Source organism: Bacteroides sp. QWL-09, assembly GCF_058683585.1.
Genome location: NZ_CM178748.1, coordinates 1,144,975 through 1,163,375 on the forward strand (window position 1 = coordinate 1,144,975; position 18,401 = coordinate 1,163,375).

An 18,401-nucleotide genomic window follows, 5' to 3' on the forward strand; every position below is an offset into this window, starting at 1 on the left:
CCCTAAAATCAATGTCATCAGTAGCGCCCAATCCTCATTGTTACTGATGGCATTTATATTTGACTATATATGAAACAAGATTGGAAACCAGGAACAATGATCTATCCTCTTCCGGCTGTCTTAATCAGTTGTGGTTCGGAAGAGAAAGAATATAATATTATTACAGTAGCATGGACCGGCACCCTTTGTACCAATCCTCCGATGTGCTATATCTCTGTACGACCAGAGCGTCATTCTTATGATATCATAAAAAAGAACATGGAGTTTGTGATTAATCTGACAACTAAAGATATGGCTTTTGCAACGGATTGGTGCGGCGTTCGTTCAGGAAAAGATTATCACAAATTTAAAGAGATGAAATTAACTCCGGGAAAATGTACGGTAGTTAATGCGCCTTTGATAGAAGAGTCTCCTTTATGTATTGAGTGTCGAGTCAAAGAAATTATGTCACTCGGATCACATGATATGTTCATTGCCGATGTTGTAAACGTACGCGCAGATGACAGACATTTAAATGCTCAGACCGGAAAGTTAGAGCTAGCAGAAGCTCATCCTTTAGTCTATGTGCATGGGGGATATTACGACTTAGGTGATAAAATCGGAAAATTCGGATGGAGTGTTGAGAAGAACAAAAAACAGAAATAGATCAATAATGATGAGACAAGCATTTCTTATTTTTATAATAGCCTTTATTGGAATAAGTCAGACTATTGCAAAAGAAAACGCCCAAACTTCCACTGATAAAAATAAGAGTATAAACTTCGGAATAAGGGCCGGATTCAATTCGTCGATGTTTATGGTGTCTAAACTCCAAATTAATGATCACACAATTGATGAGATCCAAAATAATTATAAAAACGGATATCTTCTAGCCTTCTTTACACGATTCAATATCAAGAATCACTTTATACAACCTGAATTATCTTATAATATAAATAAATCGGAGATAGCATTCGATAAACAAGAAAATAGCGATTTAAAAGAGGAAGTCACTTATTCATCTATAAAATCGACTATTCATAGTTTTGATCTTCCTATATTATATGGATATAATTTTGTAAAATCCTTCCCATATTCAATGGCTATCTTTGGTGGACCGAAATTCCGTTACTTATGGAAAAACAAGTGTGATACTGAATTTCAGAACTTTGATCAACAAAACATCAGAGAAAAGTTACATCCTATAAACGTCGGAATCGTTATTGGCATTGGGGTGACTATATCGCAGCTGTTTTTTGATTTTAGGTATGAACAAGGCATAACTAATTTGTCCAAATCTGTTACATATACTTCAGACCCTTCACAAACGACATCAAACAACTCCAATATAACAGTTCGCCGTAAAGAAAGCACTTTAAGTTTTTCATTTGGCCTACTCTTTTAATTTTTAGGAACTGTTATATAACAGAGTCCACCAACAAATTCTTTTTACGTTCTTCAATCTCAATTTATTTTTCTAAATTTGTGGGCAAACAAGGTATCTCAATTTAGAAATTTAATCTTATCTGATAAAAGAATGAAAAGAGACGATTTGATTTTCGATATCATCGAAAAAGAACATCAACGTCAACTCAAAGGTATTGAGTTGATTGCTTCTGAGAATTTTGTAAGTGATCAAGTTATGCAAGCCATGGGATCGTGCTTAACCAATAAGTATGCAGAGGGTTATCCTGGCAAACGTTATTATGGTGGTTGCGAAGTTGTGGATCAAAGTGAGCAAATCGCTATTGATCGCCTCAAAGAAATTTTTGGAGCAGAATGGGCTAACGTACAACCTCACTCCGGTGCACAAGCCAATGCTGCAGTGTTTTTAGCCGTTTTAAATCCTGGGGATAAATTTATGGGATTAAATTTGGCTCATGGTGGTCACTTATCTCACGGTTCTGCAGTAAATACTTCAGGGATCATTTATACTCCTTGTGAATATAATTTAAACCAGGAAACAGGCCGCGTTGACTATGACCAAATGGAAGAAATTGCTCTACGCGAGAAGCCTAAAATGATTATCGGTGGTGGATCGGCTTATTCACGTGAATGGGATTACAAACGTATGCGTGAAATAGCTGACAAAGTTGGAGCTATTTTCATGGTTGACATGGCTCACCCGGCAGGACTCATTGCTGCAGGTTTACTTGATAATCCTCTTGAATATGCCCATATTGTAACATCTACAACTCACAAGACCTTACGTGGCCCTCGTGGAGGTGTAATCTTAATGGGAAAAGATTTTCCAAACCCTTGGGGTAAGAAGACTCCAAAAGGGGAAATTAAAATGATGTCTCAACTGCTTGATTCTGCTGTATTTCCAGGAACACAAGGTGGACCATTGGAGCATGTTATTGCAGCTAAAGCCGTTGCTTTTGGTGAATGCTTACAGCCAGAATATAAAGAATATCAAAAACAAGTTAAGAAGAATGCAGCTGCATTGGCTCAAGCTCTTATTGAACGTGGATTCAGCATTGTTTCTGGAGGTACAGACAACCATTCTATGCTAGTCGACCTACGCACTAAATACCCTGATCTAACTGGAAAAGTTGCTGAGAAAGCATTAGTTGCAGCAGATATTACTGTTAATAAGAACATGGTACCATTCGATAGCCGTTCGGCTTTCCAAACTTCTGGTATCCGCTTAGGCACTCCAGCCATTACAACACGCGGCGCAAAAGAAGAATTAATGGCTGAAATAGCTGAAATGATCGAAACTGTACTTTCGAATGTTGAAAATGAAGATGTTATCGCAAAAGTACGAGCACGTGTAAATAAGACAATGGAAAAATATCCAATCTTTGCTTATTAAGCGAACAAGAAATATTAAATAACAAAAAGGCTATCTGAAAATTTACGTCAGATAGCCTTTTACGTTATAGCTCAAATCATTAATTAATTCGAGGGAAAATATCGTTATCCAAGAACGATGAAAAATGAATTCCCGGCATATAATGTGAATAAACCTCACGTTTATAACATTTCACAAGAGAGTAATCGGAAGCCTTTAGAGCATAAAAAGTGTCCATATTCAGATGCGCTATTTTAACTGTCCAATTAAACAAATCTCCAAAAATCATCAAATCATCCGTTTCAGGATTAAAAGAACTGATCCCTGTAGGTTCGACTTCATAGCTTTTAGCCTTTAAAACATAGAATTGGTTCTTAACATCCGTCATAAAAGCCAAAGTTCTTCTATTCTTAAATTCAGTGATAAATAGATGTTTCAACACCAAATCCTGAGGAAGCTCTATTTGCCGGACAAATGGGCGCCCTCTCATTCGTTTTAAATGAAACAATTGCTTTTTAGAATCCAAAAGAAGGTATCCCTCATCATAATCCTTGCGCACTGTGGGATTTCCAGCAATTTCAATAGCAGGAAACAAAAAGCCTTTGCGCTTTAAAGCTTCTGTAAACAGAAGACTTTTAGACTGATTAATTAAATTTGATTGGATATCAATAAACTCAAGTCCTTCTGATGTGATGCGGAAAACGTCATTAGGCATTTTCAAATCTACCCGACCAGACAACGACTCCATCAATGGGTAAAGTCCAATTTTTACAGAGTTAATCTCAGATGGGGTACTTCGAAACGTGAAATTTTCCATTTGAGCCAACCGCGGATTTACCGATACTCCACAAATCGTATCGGGAAAACGTTCGTCAACGACCAACTGACGAACATAAAACATTGGAAGTATACTATCGAACTCTGATTCAGTATAAACTTTACCTGAAAGATCACGCCGGACAACACCTTTACCATTCTGGTTAGGAAGTGTTTGTACAAAATCACCCACCAAAGTACTATATATTGTAAAAGGGGTACGATCAGAGGTAGATGCTAAGAAATTATAGCACCATGGAAGTTGCCACAAAAGCAAAAATAAGATCGTCACAGATAATAATAACTGACTAAATCGTTTCATCTTTTTATTTTTATAAAATTAATCTTGCTTACCCGACTTGAATCTTAAAACAGAAAGCCAAGAAAAACAAATTATAACTAAGGTATAAAGTCCCATATAAGGCAGGAACTTGTTGTAAGCCTCCGGAGCATCTGATAAAAAGAAAACACGAAGAATTAACAGCGCAATGACTAAGTTGAAGACTCTCATCTTCCACACCGGCTCAAAACAGATCCAAGCAATCAAGAAATAAGCAGCAATACCAGCAAGGTACCATGGTAAAGCTGTTAGTAGAATATGCCATTTTAGTTCCGATGCTAAAATCGAATCAAGATAAATGTCCATGAAGATGAAAGTTGAAGCAAACTCTATTAACAGCAATAACAAGCCCACAAGCATCATCATGATTATTGATCGAATCTCTTTCTGAGGCAAATGAAGAGTCAACTTTAAACATTTGCGTTGAACTTCCGGTACAAATTGTACAATAGCCATCAATAAGCCAACAATTAATGGCATATATTGTAATAAATCAATAAAAATGGCATCCCGTTGTAACATGACTTCCCAAACGTGTTCTACACCTTTATGATTAACGACACGATTGATACGCAACATCGTATACCCAGAAAGTCCAAGTGTTGCTATTACAGATAAAAGAAAATACCATCGTACTTTTATCCATTCTTTATAAAACAATGCAGTATTCACTCTAATTTAGTTTTTAATCATTTATTAATATTTCCCAGTCAGCCCAATAAAGGCATCCTCAAGATTCACGTTACGACTTTTTAGATCAGTGTAATTGATCGAGGATTTTTTCAACAAAGTTCTAATTTCGTCCATAGGAAGGAACGATACAAATTCTAATGTCCGACGGATAATGGACGGGTGATAAAGTTCCTGAATATCAGGCAAAAAGGTTCCTTCCGGAACGTTGCAAGTATACTGACGAATATCACGTAGGAGTTTATCAACAGGCGATTGGAATAGAATACCGCCATAATCCATTATGATACAATCATCAATCAATCTCTCCATATCTTGAATAATATGGGACGTAAGAAAAACCGTCTTATCCTCGCTACATGCATAATCCCGAAGATAATCGACAAATAATCGGCGATAACCGGGATCAAGACCTAAAGAAAAATCATCTAGAACCAACAGTTCAGGATTTTGAGCCAAAATAAGTCCCAAAGCAACTTGAGAGCGCTGCCCGCAAGACATTCTTGATATTAACTGTCCAGGACCCACTTGCAGTTTGTTCATCAATTCGTAATAAGCTTCCTTCCGCCATTGATTAGGATAAAACGCCGAATAAAATCGTTCAATTTGCCTAATAGTCATAAACTGATATTGCACATGTCCTTCTATCAATAAACCAATATGCCGTCTTAATGTGGCATCCATAGTCTGTATATCCTGTCCAAAAATCCGACATTTTCCGGAACGAGGTTTCAAATATCCACTCAAAATATTTATTGTTGTCGTTTTTCCTGTTCCATTTTTTCCTAAAAGTCCTAATATTCTCCCCTTAGGGACACAAAAGTTCAAATCCTCATAAATCAAACGTTTACCATAGTAATGGGTTAGATTTTCACACTCTATTATCGATTCCATTTAATCATTATTATATTATTAATTAGATATTTTCCTCTAAGGCAAAAGCTAATTGCGCTAAAATATATTTTCTTATTTTCAAGAGAAGAGAAGAAATAGTAATGGAAGAATAAGCCCTAGTCCCAATTCAATCCCTCCTCTCCCTAATATTCCCTTTTTTCCTTTAAGCATCGCAAGACCGGTGATCGTAATCACAATAAGTCCTATTGCAAAAACATCAGCAAAAACAGTCCACCATTTCCCTGGATTATAATGAAGTTTAGCCATGTTCCCAATAATCGGGCGACGTTTAACCGATTCATAAACGGCAGAATTGGTTGCTAGATCAACAGTTAAATTCGAACCTCCTTTTAAAAAGACCTTCATACAATGATGATTAGGGAAATAATGTTTCGTATAGTGGTCTTCTTCGTCAAGAGGGGAAAGTATTTTCTTGATCAAATCAATAGAAATAAGATCTTGAGCAGGCAATTCCTGCTCAAGAATATATTCTTTTTTTTCAATGGAAAAGTGAGGATTAATCTTATCTCTATGATTCATCACTATTCCAGAAATTGCATAGATGAGAACCATACCGGAAAAGAAGAATGAAAGTTCACGATGAATAGACCGATTCCATTTATAAAAAATACTACTCTTCCACTTCATATGACATAGCTTCAATGAAATAAAATGAGAGATAATCCTTCCCCGTTTTTTCTTTAGATTGAGCTATCTTCATGCGAAAATCAGCGATACGCTCTTGGGTTGTGCTACCCGTTTCTCCCCGCGCTTTCTTTTCCGTAGAACAACCTGATGCATCATCTCCATGTTCTTCTTTAGACTGTGCCTTCACTTGGTTTTCCCAACTCTGCAGATAAGCCTCATCGATTCTATGTTCTCTAACTAACCCAGTAACTCTCACCATCGAATTTATACATTTTGAATCGAATGATCCTAATTTTCCAGCCTCAACACGAATGGTTTGTGTATCATCACTTCCCATAAGAAATATTTTCTTCGCACTATGTTTACAAGTATGAGTGCAAAGACCTTTAACGGTTACCTCCTTGTTTAAAAGTCTTTCGGCACTTCCCAACAAAGAATCAACCTCTAAAGCATCATCTAAACCTTTTCTTTCGGTAACCGATACTTCTACTACTTTTTTTTGCTTATTTGCACACGACGTTCCCGTCATAACAATGGCCATCATGGCCAATACAATAATCCCTTTTTTCATTTTCATGTTGTTTATTTTAATAATAGTTTAGTTATAATGATTGAATGGGTTTAAAAATTAATACCCAAACTCAACTCTAAAGTATTTGTCTTACCGTAAGTCTCATAAACGGTATGACTCCAATGAGTCAGAAACAGAAAACCATAATTGGATGTAACTTGATAATCCACTCTTAAAGTCAAATCAAATAAGAAACGATTATTCGATAGTGCCTTAATATCATGGATGATCATTTGTCCAATAGATGAATTCTCATTCAGTCCCGGCAACTGATGTTTTGAGCCAAGATTGGTCTGATATCCCAATCCACAATAAGGAGTGATCAACCAACTTTTCTTTCTCCAACGAGCTTGAAGATCCACTCCGCCTTCAACATGAGCCATATCTACCCAACGTCTAGCAGATAAATGATCAACGTCCATACGACTTAACACGACACGTGGCATCACTTTCCAATCCCAATTTTGAGATTCCAATAGTTGGTGTTGCAAGAGACCATATAACCCAATTTGAGATTCTTTTTTCTGATATTGCCGAATACGACTCAATAAAGGGTAAGTCGCTCCAATCGGTTCTCCAAATAACGATTCGTAACCGTTTCGCATGCGCCAACAACTTAATAATTTAACCCCATAATTAAAATTATGAGACTCTTTAATCCAACTAACCTCCAAGCCAAAGTTCAAATCACGCAAGGTATTTAAGGGTTCGGTGCTAATACCATCTAGATCCTTTGATAAATTGAAAAGATCAGTTTGTAACGATACAGACCATCCGGATGAAACCATATTTTCTTTCAATGGAATTAGATCAATGCTTATTCCCATTCCCCATCCATTATACTTAGCAGAAAATTGAGCACCGGCAAAACGAGTATAATCCATTCCAAGTCCGAGCATCTGATAAACAGAAGTTGAACCTTTATCGTTCCGAAAACTGATATGGCTTCGTTGATGATACTTGCGTAGATAAAACGAAGTCCCAAAATCATAACACCGCCCTAATGCTCTAGAGACAGATGCTTTTATTGACAAATCGGACGTTATATTCTGTGGACGAGGATCTATATCACGATATCCTATTTGAGCCAGATAGTTAAGTTCTCCACCAACACGCCAGTTATTAAACCGGTGTATATACCCTCCGGAAAAGTTATACCGTTCTTTTTTCATGAATCCCCCAATAGAATCTCCTATCACATACGGGTGAATCACAGAAAGATCTAGGTTTTCATTCCAACGCATGTTTTCTACTCGCCCATTAGAATAAGATGCCGATCCAAAAAGTCTATTTAAAGAATCCAATGCAACAAATGAAAAAACATCAATTTGCCCCAAAGTACTCCCATCCCCTTCTTGTATCAATGCTCCTTGATCTTTTCGCTCATGCCATCCATTTAAAGAAATAGTCGTCAAACTAAAATTCTGCATACTGTAACGCATAGATGGATTATCAAACACTAGAGAGCGGAAGCTGACAGCTGGGCGATCGGACTTAATCAGTTTCTTTTGTATTACGAGTGTATCTGGCCCATTAGCATGTAATGTATCCAGACACACTGTAATCAGAAAAAGTAAAAGAAGAAAAGATTTATTCATGTTAAGATCACAACAAATTGGCTTATGGTAATAAAGTTGCACGAACTGAAGAATTAAAATCTTCCGTTGAATTATTAGTATCCTTTAAAATCTCTCGACCATTTTCGATCCGCTCCAGTTTACGGACAACCGCTTTTCCTATATTCTCAGCAACAGTAGCATTCAATCCAACAGATGCAAAACCCATATCCAATGAAGCATGTGTCACATTCCAAACATAGTCATTCTTTGGGCTCAAATTTACAGCATCAATAACCCATTCATTAGGGAAATAATAGTCATTCATGTCTCTGGAAATCGTGCCGGTTGGTAACTCAAATTTATAGGTATACGTATACTGAGTTAAGTAATCCTCAATAGAGACCTCTTTAGGTAAACGGCCAATAATATAAGCCTTATTACCTTGCTTATTCAGTACCCAAATAGTCTTAGTATAGTTATATAACATATTAAGGTTAGGCACATCAGGATTGTCCACATCAACAATAGAAGTACTTGTCGAATTGGTAAACCATTCAAAATTAGCTTGGCTCAAATCTGCTGAAGCAGGGTTAGCTTCACGATGGTTCATTGCATTATCACAAATCACCATGCTCTTTCCTGGCTTTATAGGATATTCTTTTCCCGTACCCGGAATCATAGCTACGACTTGTACAGTTACCGCCTTATCCATTATATTAGGCATATAATTCATCTTTCTAACAGTCATAAAGTTCGATTCCATAATAATTAGCCCATCTGCATACAATGTTTCGGACGAATTATTATAAATACGAATATATTGATCGCCATTATACTGTTTATTCGTTTGCGGATTTAAAGTTCCAGAACAAAAGATCTCAGCAATGACAAAATCACCTTTATCATTAAGATGACGCACATTCAATTCCAAGTTAAGCTTAACTACACCTCCTTTAATCGTAACATTCTGTTGAGCTCCTTGCACCGCCACATTAAACAATAAAGATTTTGTACCGGAGGATGAAAGAGTCGGATCGTAATTATAGGTTGCCGTACCTGTAAACGAAACATTATACAATCCATCAGTCAACCAAACTTTCTGATCGGCATAATCGACCATTGTTTCTAATCCGGTATTTACATTTTTGAATAAATAAGAGCCAGCTGTTATCGTCAACTCCTCTTTCACGCTAGTAGCCATAGAAACACTTAAGTTTACCTCAGAGTCTACTATCTCATCATTATTACAAGCCCCTAATGCAAATAGACTGATTAAGGCTCCAAATAAAATAAGTTTTTTTACTTTCATTTTTTTATAATTTTAAATTAACAATACTCAACAAAGAAATTAAAAGTTCAAATTGACCTCCATGCCAAAATAAGGAGAAGACGTCCTCTTTATCAAAGTATTTCCAACCTTATATTGGGGATAATAGCTTAACAGTCTATTGACAAAAAGAGATAAACGCATATATTGACCGACCTTCTTGGTTAATTTCATATTTAAATCCAATGCAAAGGGCACCGTATTTCGCTGAAAATAAGAATCCCCATACGTCTTGAGAAGATGTTTTAACTGTAAATCACCCTTATCTTGTTCGGTAAATGGATGAGTTGTCCCACTCCGATCAATATAACTAATAGGCACACCACTTTCCCATAGCTGTTTTCTAGAAGTGAACCAAGTACATTGATTTGAAAAAGAGAACAGCATTCCTATTTTAGGTAAATAAGTATCAATCGTTAAGTTGGTGCTCAATCGTTCATTTTCAACACCACCATCAGAATCATATAACCCTATATACTGTAGCTGCTCATTATTAATCAGAATCGAAGCCTCTCTATATTTTAGCCTCTTATCACGATACACTGTCTTGTACCACGCTCCAGTAAACGAAATTCGAGTATTGATCCTTTTCATGCGTGGTGAAAAATATTCAAACTCCACTCCTTTCTTGTGTATAGAAATCGTATTGCCTTGTTTGGCATATGTATTGATCAATCTATCCTCTCGATAGTCCAACAATCGCAAGTTAGGTGGAGCGACTAATTCCGTCGAATTGATAGAAGATGTATCATAACGTTTATAAGGTAAAGCCTTAAAATAGCTCTCTACACCAAATGCATTATTCATCGATTCCGTAAAATAGGTCATTGAAAAACTATGCCCCTTATGAGTCAAGTTTAAACGTAAATCCCATTTTTTATTACGCGACGGTTCTAAATCATAGTTGACATTCTTCCATTTGTAGGTCATCAAGTTCAGTCGCCTAAGATTAGCGTTCACATGATAGTAGTTGAGTTGCATAATATCCACATAGATATCATCCGGATAAATCTGCATCAATGTCGGCATACGAGTTAACCAACCAAAACCAACATTTATATTAGCTTTCCAATCGTCTCTAAACATTGGAAATTCCCATTGAAAACTTAACCGAGGATCGAAATAAACACGTTCATGCATTTGATATGCTTTATCCAGAGCAAGCAATGTCGTTCCACGTACTCCGGCTGAGAAACTCAATCGATGCTTACGAAACCACCAATCCATAGTATCCTCGGCATAAAAACCAAGATGCTGTAAAGCTGGGATATCCCGATATGATCTTGGGCGAATAAATGACGCTGCATTTAAAGGTCTGGTAAGATCATAAATCGGCCCACGCCCCAAGTTTTTGTTCAAATTCCATTCTCCCCCTAAAAGCACTTTATGAGAAGCATCCAAAGCACGAAAACGCCATTCACTATTCATGCGTAAACTAGCATATATGGGTTTACCATCAACTCTCAAATCCGCGACATAATGATAAGGTAGATAGAATCCATCTGCAGCACCAGTATTAGAAGTTGTTGGAATACCCGTCGGTCGATCAATAGAAACCGATCGCCGTTCTCTAATCTCGTTCAATTCATAAGACCATAATGCATCAATATCTAACTTACGTAAGGTATAATCATCATTCAAACGAACATGATATCTAGCGGACCATTTAAATTTGTCATAACTCGAACGATAACTATCTTGTTTTATTGTTGCATCTTTATCGCGCTTCACTCTATCGAAAGAACCTGTGTAATCAACATTCACCCCCCAATTAACCTCCCCAAAAGCTTTTTGTCGATACCCATCCCAACGAATAGAGCCAATAAGCCGTTTATAATTCTCATAACTATTACGTGGATCTATCTTAGAATCCAGAACGCTCAAATCCACATTCAAGACATGAGACCGACCTATACTAATCCCTTTTCCAATAGCGAAACTTTTTCCAACTTGATCTGCCTTAAACCTCGCTGTAAATGGAGAAGCAGAATGCTTACGTTTAATCTTCACTAAACCACTAGTAAGATTACCATATTTTACCGAAGGAATACCACGAACAATTTCCACACTCTCAATATTATCTGTAGATAATGTTCGCATATCAACTCCCAGTCCCACCGATTCTTTATCTCCTCCCTTACTATAACCCGGCACATATTGCAGATTGGCATCTGTATTTATCGACAAGCCATCGACAATGAAATCAACTCCCAATGAAGCTATAGCGACATCTGTATTTCCAGCTTCACGCAAACGAATCAAGTTCGCACCACTCATATTAGGATCGACCGATCTACCACCAGGAAGAAGCTCTAATAAGTCGGTAAAGCTCGTTGGCTGAAGATGCTCCATTGCTTTACGATCAATCTTCGAAGAGCTCGTTAACCCTTTCGATTCAGAAGCTGTAACAACGATTTCATCTAAAGCATTTATAGTAGAAGATAGTTGAAACGATAAAATGCCATGATAAGGAACAACCATCTTATAGACAAACTTGTCATATCCAAGAAAAGAGACAATCGCCGTATATTCTCCAGAAGAAAGACCTTTAATCTTAAAATGCCCACTAACGCTTGATATTCCGCTATAAACCGCTTGATTACCTGTTGCAAATAATTGAATAGTTGCAAAACTTAAGGGTTCCTTAGTCTGCGCATCACAAACGACTCCAATCACCACGCAGTCCTTCTTCTCTTGGGAAAAAGCGATAAAAGCATTTAATACACTAACTATAATCAAATAAAAAACCTTGCTGCGCATCTTTAAATTATTTTGCTGCAAAGGTATCCCAAATAGTCGCTATGGGTCAATCATGATTTGTAGGTATAAAAAGCAAAAAAGAAAAGCCGTTGTACCAATAAATAAGTACAACGGCTCGTTATTTTAATAAAATCGTGTGATAAAGATAATCTACACGATAATAATCCAGAATTAACTTAGTCCTTCTATATTTCCATTAACAATGTCAATGTGCACCGCTTGGGCCTCTCTTGGCAATCCCGGCATACGCAAGATATCTCCTGCAATAGCAACAATCATTTCCGCACCATTATTAATAACCACGTCTTTAATCTGAAGCTCGAAGTTTTCAGCAACACCATACTTCTTGGCATCTCCTGAGAAAGAGAATTGAGTTTTAGCGATACAAACCGGATAATGAGCAATATTCATTTCCTCAATCTGTTTAATACGATTACGGGCTGCACTGTTGTATGTGATCGTTTCTGCGCCATAAAGTCCTTTTGCAATCTTACTGATCTTAGTCTGTACACTATCTGTTTCCTCATAAGTGTAACAAAGTTGTTCAGATGGCTGACTCTCAATCGTATCAACAACTAAATTAGCCAAATCGACAGCTCCATCTCCACCTTCAGCAAAAGCGTTATTAATGGCAAATCCAACATTAAGGACTTCCTCACAGTGATGACGTAATAACTCCATTTCCTCTTCGGTATCACTCGCGAACTTATTAAATGCTACAATGACTGTTTGACCAAACGATTTCAGGTTACGTACATGTTTATCCAAATTACGCAATCCCTCTTTCAATCCTTCAATGTTGGGCTCCTTGATCTGATCTAAGCTAACTCCACCATGCATCTTCAATCCTTGTGCAGTGGCAACAATAACCGTTAAGCGAGGTTGTAATCCTCCTTTACGACATTTGATATTATAGAATTTCTCTGCACCAAGATCAGCTCCAAAGCCTGCTTCAGTAATAACATAATCATTGAAAGTCATAGCCATTTTAGTGGCCAACAATGAGTTACAGCCATGAGCTATGTTCGCAAACGGGCCACCATGTACAAAAGCAGCTGTACCTTCAGTTGTCTGTACAAGATTAGGATGGATCGCATCTTTAAGCAACACCGTTATAGCTCCTGCTATTCCCAAATCTTTCACGGTAAAAGGCTTATTGTCATAAGTAAAACCTAGAAGGATATTCTCAATTCTCCGACGTAAATCATCAAGATCCTTAGAGAGACAAAGAATAGCCATAATCTCTGAAGCCGGAGTAATATCAAAACCTGACTGTTGGGTTATTCCATTAGTCTTCTCACCCAACCCTACCACAATCGAACGAAGAGAGCGATCATTCACATCAAGAACACGGCGCCATAGAATCTCTTTCAAACCAAAACCTTTCGATTGGTTATGATAAAGATAATTATCAAGTAAAGCCGATATCATGTTATGAGCAGAGGTTATCGCATGAAAATCTCCTGTAAAATGAAGATTTATCTTCTCCATTGGAAGCACCTGAGCATATCCGCCGCCGGCAGCTCCTCCTTTCATGCCAAAACATGGACCAAGAGACGGCTCGCGCAATGCAACAGCAGCCTTTTTGCCAATTTTATTCAAACCTAAAGTCAAGCCTATAGATACAGTCGTTTTGCCAATTCCAGCTTTAGTTGCTGTGATAGCCGTCACTAATATTAGGTTGCTTTTCTTAACTTTTTCTTCATCGATAAGATGTTCAGGAATCTTAGCAATATAACGTCCGTAGTTTTCCACTTCGTCACGAGGAATACCTATAGATTCCGCAACTTGTTTGATCTTCTTCAGTTCAATACTGCGAGCAATTTCAATATCAGATTTCATAAGAGGTAATTTAGTTATGTTTTGAATGACAAAGGTAATAAATCTATCTATAGAAATCATTGATAATGCTGAAAAACATGATCAGCAAAACGCCCACAGAGACACAATGACAGATGAATCTGACTAATTCACAATTAAATATCAGCTCTATTTTATTTTTCAAATCATTTTATTATTTTTGTATCCAAACCGATTGCAAACATGAAGAAGTTAATGATTTATCTTTTGCTCTCAGTAGCAAGCCTAACCACGCTTAAAGCTCAATCTGAATTACCCACCGATAGCATCCGCCATACCACAAAAACCGGTATAAAGCAATTCGGTGATTTTCTGCTTGATATGCGATTGATGCAAGCTACAATGATTAAATTACCAAAGTTCGATTTTACCCTTACAGACAACGCTAAAGACTATAATGCCCTCTTTCGTTTACCGGAGAGTTCAATTTACTCACAAGAACAGATCGGATCATCCTATTCATTAGGGTTAAATGATTTCTCATCATTTGGACAAACCGAAACCTTCCGAAAAAGCACATTTAAACTCAATAATGGATGGCAATTTAGTACTTATGGCAACTATAATGCCGATGGGTGGAAGATTCCACAAAGAAGTGCGCTCCCATGGGAAAAGAACAATTTTAACGGAGGATTTGAACTAAAATCGGCAAACAAGGCCTTTGGCATTCGTATAGAAGTACGACAAGGACGAAACTATCCTTATTAGAAATTATGAAAAGAATACTCATTATTGGAGCGAATGGCTTCACCGGACGACAACTACTTAACGATTTAGCATCAGAACAACATTATCATCTCATTGGTTCATCACTGAGAGAGGACTTATATTCAGGTCAATCTCCATATCCATATGATTTCTATCGGGCGGATCTTCGTTGCCCCCAAGAAATCGAACAATTACTCACCCAAACGGCACCTGATGTTATTATTAATGCGTCAGCTCTATCTGTCCCTGATTATTGTGAACAACACCGGGATGAAGCTTACCAAACCAATGTTACAGCAGTCGAACAAATGGCTCAACTCTCAGAGGAACGACAAATCAAACTGATCCATCTTTCAACCGACTTTGTTTTTAATGGATCAAAAACCTCGCTCTATTCAGAAAACGATCAACCGGACCCAGTCAATTATTATGGCTTCACCAAATGGAAAAGTGAAGAACAAGTTGCAAAACTCTGTGAAGACCACGCTATCGTCCGCGTAGCTATTGTTTATGGTTCACCACTTACCGGACAACATGGAAACATTTTCCATTTGACAGCCGAAAAGTTAAAACGAGGAGAACCCATACGAGTGGTCTCTGACCAATGGAGAACCCCTACTTTTGTCGGTGATATCTCTAAAGGAATCGAACAACTCATTAATCACTCGCAAACCGGGCTTTTTCATCTCACGGGAAAAGATTGTCTAACGATCTCCGACATTGCTTTTAAGGTTGCAGATTATTTAAGACTAGATACCTCCCTCATTGAACCCGTAACAACACAAAGTTTAAATGAAGCCACAGCTCGTCCACGCTTTAGTGGCCTAAATATTGATAAAGCTCGAAATGCTTTCGGTTATACTCCCCTATCTATCGATGAAGGATTAAAAAAGATGTTTGGATAAAGCTATTAAAGAGTTCATCTTACTCTCGTTGTTCTTTAGCATACAATGCATCAAGAACCAATTTGATGTCTTCATACGAGATATCACCTTTTAGTGCTTCTTTAATGGCTGTCAAACTCTTTAATTCTTTATTTGATTCAATAAAACTTCCTATTCGGTGAACTTTATGGCGATCGACAATCCGATCCACATCTAACTTATTCTCACGAACATAAGTGCCTAGATGGGCAATAATTGTTGCCCTAGTCAGTGATCTTTCTTCAGCAATATCCTCAATTGATTTCCCAGCAATAAACATCTCATAAGTCACCAAACGGCTCTCCTTCTTTTTTTCTTTAGGTACCACTTCGACGATTGTTTCAATGAGCTCCGGACAAGACAATCGATGAGCTTTCATATATTCTCTAATCATGGCCAATAATTCAAGACCATATTTAGATAAAGTAGCCTCACCAACATAAGGCACTTTCTTCATCTTATCCAACGTATCCGGTAAGAGATTAGTCAACCCCATTAATGCCTTTTGTTGAACGACAGTATAAGCCGGAGCATGTAGCTCACTTGCTTTCCTTCCTCTCCATTCGCACAATTGTCCATAAAGTTCCGGATGAAGAATATCCGAAGGAACCTCTACTTTCAAACGCTCCTTAACCTTGCCCTCTCCATTCGTTGATTTCCTTTTCGCCGCAGGAGTCGACTTGTCCATCTCAACATCAAGAAGAACCTTCGCATGAACCTTCACATACTCAGAAATACCAAATGACTCCGAACGAAAATGTTCGAGCAACAACTCCTTTATCCAAAGAGCATCATTTAATGCCTGTTTACGCTCAGTGATTTGTTTAGCAATCGCTTTATTATCGGAGGAGATAAAAGTACGTTCCCATAATTCTCTCAATGGCCTCAACTGATCATAGAAATAACTAGCTCCAGAATGGACACGCTCTTGCAATTTTTGATCGACCTCGTAATTATCAGATTGACTAATCAGTTGAGTATACTGTCCTTGAAAGCGAGTAGAGATTTCAACAATCTGAGCATTCAAAACCTCCAAATGGGATTTATATTCATTCAACAACTGAGGGTAAACACTATAAAGATGTTCATCCAATAATCGAAGGAGGCGTTTAAACGCATTACCCAAAGGATAAAAGTCAAAAAGGTCTCTCAGCAATTCGAAGAAATAAGCTTTCTTAAGAAGATCAACATCTTGTTGCTGAGGCTGCGTTCTCTTCATGCGCTCCGAAAAAGCATCTACAGTAGCATCACTAATGATCGAATCCCGATGTAAAGGAGCCTCTAAAACCAACCCTTCCAAACTCCGACAACGGCTCAATGCCACATAAGTCTGTCCATGCGCAAAAGAGTTACGAGCATCGATGATCGCTCGCTCAAAAGTTAGCCCCTGACTTTTATGAATGGTAATAGCCCATGCCAATCGAATAGGATACTGCTCAAACGAACCTTCCAACTCTTCGGAGATCTCCTTCGTCTCCTCATCTAAGACATACTTATAATTTGGCCAAACCTCCCTTTCCAATAGAAATTCCAATCCGGTCTCTTTACTACGCACTAAGATTTTCTTATCCGCCGTAAGAGCAATAATCTCACCAAGCATACCATTATAATAACGCTTATCAGACGAACTGTCATTTCTCACAAACATGATTTGAGCTTTCTCTTTAATGACCAACTGTTTGTCGGTAGGATAAGCATGTTCAGGAAAAGTGCCATCAATATGAGCATTAAATTTGCAGGAATCACCAGGTAGTTTTGCCAATTCCTGATCATTAATCTGTTGTGCTAAATAATTATGCGTGGTTAATCGGATATAGCCTTCTTTTTCATCCGGACGAAAATGAGGTAGATAACGTTTGTTCAACAAGTTAAAGGTCTGATCATCGGCGACGTTCTCTCGAATTTTGTTAAGGATCGTCAGAAAATCACTATCCTTCTGACGATAAACCGTTTTCAATTCAATGGTTTTATAAACCGTTTCTCTTAAGGCACGGCTAGCGAAGAAATAAGGGGTATCATAATAAGCACTAAGCAATTGCCAATCAGACTCCCGTATCACCGGTGCCAACTGTTGCAAGTCGCCAATCATGAGCAATTGTACCCCCCCAAAAGGTTGATCACTATACCGATAACGTCGTAATACAGCATCAATCTCATCCAATAAATCCGCACGGACCATACTAATCTCATCGATCACCAATAAATCCATACTCCGAATAATATTTCTCTTTTCTTTGCTGAACCGATAATGCATTTGAGAAGAGTTCTGATAAGAATCAGGCACATAAGGGGCAAATGACAACTGGAAAAAAGAATGAATCGTTACCCCTCCGGCATTAATTGCAGCTATCCCTGTCGGAGCAAGCACCACCATACGCTTTGGCGATCGCTCTTTTAGCTGTCTCAAGAAAGTTGTTTTCCCGGTACCCGCTTTACCGGTTAAAAAAAGATGAGTTCCTGTATGTTCGATGAACTGCCAAGCTAGTCGCAGTTCTTCATTCTGTTCCATTGTGTTGTATTTTTCCGTAA

15 protein-coding genes are annotated in these 18,401 nt (G+C 37.8%); 5 read left to right on the top strand and 10 right to left on the bottom strand.

What is annotated here, in order from left to right:
* The first annotated feature begins 69 nt into the window (after window positions 1–69).
* The 3 genes from AC4PG5_RS04505 (at window position 70) to glyA (ending at window position 2,797) form a co-directional block, all read left to right on the top strand.
* Window positions 70–645: a flavin reductase family protein gene (locus AC4PG5_RS04505; RefSeq protein WP_492030250.1), complete on the top strand. Its 576-nt coding sequence runs from the start codon at window positions 70–72 to the stop codon at window positions 643–645.
* A gap of 10 nt (window positions 646–655) precedes the next feature.
* Window positions 656–1,384 (top strand): porin family protein, encoded by a 729-nt coding sequence (locus tag AC4PG5_RS04510; protein ID WP_492030683.1) that lies wholly within the window; start codon window positions 656–658, stop codon window positions 1,382–1,384.
* A gap of 132 nt (window positions 1,385–1,516) precedes the next feature.
* The gene (gene glyA, locus AC4PG5_RS04515; protein WP_492030251.1) at window positions 1,517–2,797 is read left to right on the top strand and encodes a serine hydroxymethyltransferase; all 1,281 of its coding nucleotides are present in this window, start codon (window positions 1,517–1,519) and stop codon (window positions 2,795–2,797) included.
* Window positions 2,798–2,876: 79 nt separating this feature from the next.
* Here the strand turns inward: glyA and AC4PG5_RS04520 are convergent, their stop codons facing one another.
* The 9 genes from AC4PG5_RS04520 to AC4PG5_RS04560 form a co-directional block, all read right to left on the bottom strand.
* A complete protein-coding gene (locus AC4PG5_RS04520; RefSeq protein WP_492030252.1) occupies window positions 2,877–3,914 on the bottom strand; it encodes a DUF4857 domain-containing protein in 1,038 nt (345 codons plus the stop codon).
* An 18-nt stretch (window positions 3,915–3,932) separates the two neighbouring features.
* Window positions 3,933–4,604 carry a hypothetical protein gene (locus AC4PG5_RS04525; RefSeq protein WP_492030253.1) on the bottom strand — a complete coding sequence of 224 codons (672 nt, stop codon included), beginning with the start codon at window positions 4,602–4,604 and terminating at the stop codon, window positions 3,933–3,935.
* Window positions 4,605–4,628: 24 nt separating this feature from the next.
* Window positions 4,629–5,516, bottom strand: a complete 888-nt coding sequence (locus AC4PG5_RS04530) for an ABC transporter ATP-binding protein (RefSeq protein ID WP_492030254.1) — start codon at window positions 5,514–5,516, stop codon at window positions 4,629–4,631.
* A 78-nt stretch (window positions 5,517–5,594) separates the two neighbouring features.
* Complete coding sequence (locus tag AC4PG5_RS04535) at window positions 5,595–6,164, bottom strand: PepSY-associated TM helix domain-containing protein (protein WP_492030255.1); 570 nt, start codon at window positions 6,162–6,164, stop codon at window positions 5,595–5,597.
* Window positions 6,148–6,741 (bottom strand): hypothetical protein, encoded by a 594-nt coding sequence (locus AC4PG5_RS04540; protein ID WP_492030256.1) that lies wholly within the window; start codon window positions 6,739–6,741, stop codon window positions 6,148–6,150. Before AC4PG5_RS04540 ends, AC4PG5_RS04535 begins: the two co-directional genes overlap by 17 nt.
* Window positions 6,742–6,785: 44 nt before the next feature.
* Complete coding sequence (locus tag AC4PG5_RS04545) at window positions 6,786–8,333, bottom strand: DUF6850 family outer membrane beta-barrel protein (RefSeq protein WP_492030257.1); 1,548 nt, start codon at window positions 8,331–8,333, stop codon at window positions 6,786–6,788.
* A 22-nt stretch (window positions 8,334–8,355) separates the two neighbouring features.
* Window positions 8,356–9,603, bottom strand: coding sequence for a DUF4876 domain-containing protein (locus AC4PG5_RS04550; RefSeq protein ID WP_492030258.1), 1,248 nt, complete (start codon window positions 9,601–9,603; stop codon window positions 8,356–8,358).
* 39 nt (window positions 9,604–9,642) lie between these two features.
* Complete coding sequence (locus AC4PG5_RS04555) at window positions 9,643–12,381, bottom strand: TonB-dependent receptor (protein WP_492030259.1); 2,739 nt, start codon at window positions 12,379–12,381, stop codon at window positions 9,643–9,645.
* 171 nt (window positions 12,382–12,552) lie between these two features.
* Window positions 12,553–14,223: a formate--tetrahydrofolate ligase gene (locus tag AC4PG5_RS04560; protein WP_492030260.1), complete on the bottom strand. Its 1,671-nt coding sequence runs from the start codon at window positions 14,221–14,223 to the stop codon at window positions 12,553–12,555.
* A gap of 201 nt (window positions 14,224–14,424) precedes the next feature.
* Between AC4PG5_RS04560 and AC4PG5_RS04565 the strand changes: the two genes are divergently transcribed.
* Window positions 14,425–14,949 (top strand): occludin, encoded by a 525-nt coding sequence (locus tag AC4PG5_RS04565; protein ID WP_492030261.1) that lies wholly within the window; start codon window positions 14,425–14,427, stop codon window positions 14,947–14,949.
* Between the two features lie 5 nt (window positions 14,950–14,954).
* On the top strand, window positions 14,955–15,854 hold the full coding sequence (locus AC4PG5_RS04570; protein WP_492030262.1) for an SDR family oxidoreductase: 900 nt from the start codon (window positions 14,955–14,957) through the stop codon (window positions 15,852–15,854).
* Window positions 15,855–15,873: 19 nt separating this feature from the next.
* On the opposite strand, the gene AC4PG5_RS04575 is transcribed toward AC4PG5_RS04570, so the two are convergent.
* Entirely contained in the window at window positions 15,874–18,381 is a 2,508-nt protein-coding gene (locus AC4PG5_RS04575) for a helix-turn-helix domain-containing protein (protein WP_492030263.1), read from the bottom strand.
* Window positions 18,382–18,401 lie beyond the last annotated feature (20 nt).

What these genes read in the sequence shown, in the direction of transcription:
- AC4PG5_RS04570 (WP_492030262.1), top strand. Translation starts at nt 14,955, where the DNA reads ATGAAAAGAATACTCATTATTGGAGCGAATGGCTTCACCGGACGACAA.
- AC4PG5_RS04550 (WP_492030258.1), bottom strand. Translation starts at nt 9,603, where the DNA reads ATGAAAGTAAAAAAACTTATTTTATTTGGAGCCTTAATCAGTCTATTT.
- AC4PG5_RS04575 (WP_492030263.1), bottom strand. Translation starts at nt 18,381, where the DNA reads ATGGAACAGAATGAAGAACTGCGACTAGCTTGGCAGTTCATCGAACAT.
- AC4PG5_RS04560 (WP_492030260.1), bottom strand. Translation starts at nt 14,223, where the DNA reads ATGAAATCTGATATTGAAATTGCTCGCAGTATTGAACTGAAGAAGATC.
- AC4PG5_RS04510 (WP_492030683.1), top strand. Translation starts at nt 656, where the DNA reads ATGAGACAAGCATTTCTTATTTTTATAATAGCCTTTATTGGAATAAGT.
- AC4PG5_RS04565 (WP_492030261.1), top strand. Translation starts at nt 14,425, where the DNA reads ATGAAGAAGTTAATGATTTATCTTTTGCTCTCAGTAGCAAGCCTAACC.
- AC4PG5_RS04520 (WP_492030252.1), bottom strand. Translation starts at nt 3,914, where the DNA reads ATGAAACGATTTAGTCAGTTATTATTATCTGTGACGATCTTATTTTTG.
- AC4PG5_RS04505 (WP_492030250.1), top strand. Translation starts at nt 70, where the DNA reads ATGAAACAAGATTGGAAACCAGGAACAATGATCTATCCTCTTCCGGCT.
- AC4PG5_RS04535 (WP_492030255.1), bottom strand. Translation starts at nt 6,164, where the DNA reads ATGAAGTGGAAGAGTAGTATTTTTTATAAATGGAATCGGTCTATTCAT.
- AC4PG5_RS04530 (WP_492030254.1), bottom strand. Translation starts at nt 5,516, where the DNA reads ATGGAATCGATAATAGAGTGTGAAAATCTAACCCATTACTATGGTAAA.
- glyA (WP_492030251.1), top strand. Translation starts at nt 1,517, where the DNA reads ATGAAAAGAGACGATTTGATTTTCGATATCATCGAAAAAGAACATCAA.
- AC4PG5_RS04540 (WP_492030256.1), bottom strand. Translation starts at nt 6,741, where the DNA reads ATGAAAATGAAAAAAGGGATTATTGTATTGGCCATGATGGCCATTGTT.
- AC4PG5_RS04555 (WP_492030259.1), bottom strand. Translation starts at nt 12,381, where the DNA reads ATGCGCAGCAAGGTTTTTTATTTGATTATAGTTAGTGTATTAAATGCT.
- AC4PG5_RS04545 (WP_492030257.1), bottom strand. Translation starts at nt 8,333, where the DNA reads ATGAATAAATCTTTTCTTCTTTTACTTTTTCTGATTACAGTGTGTCTG.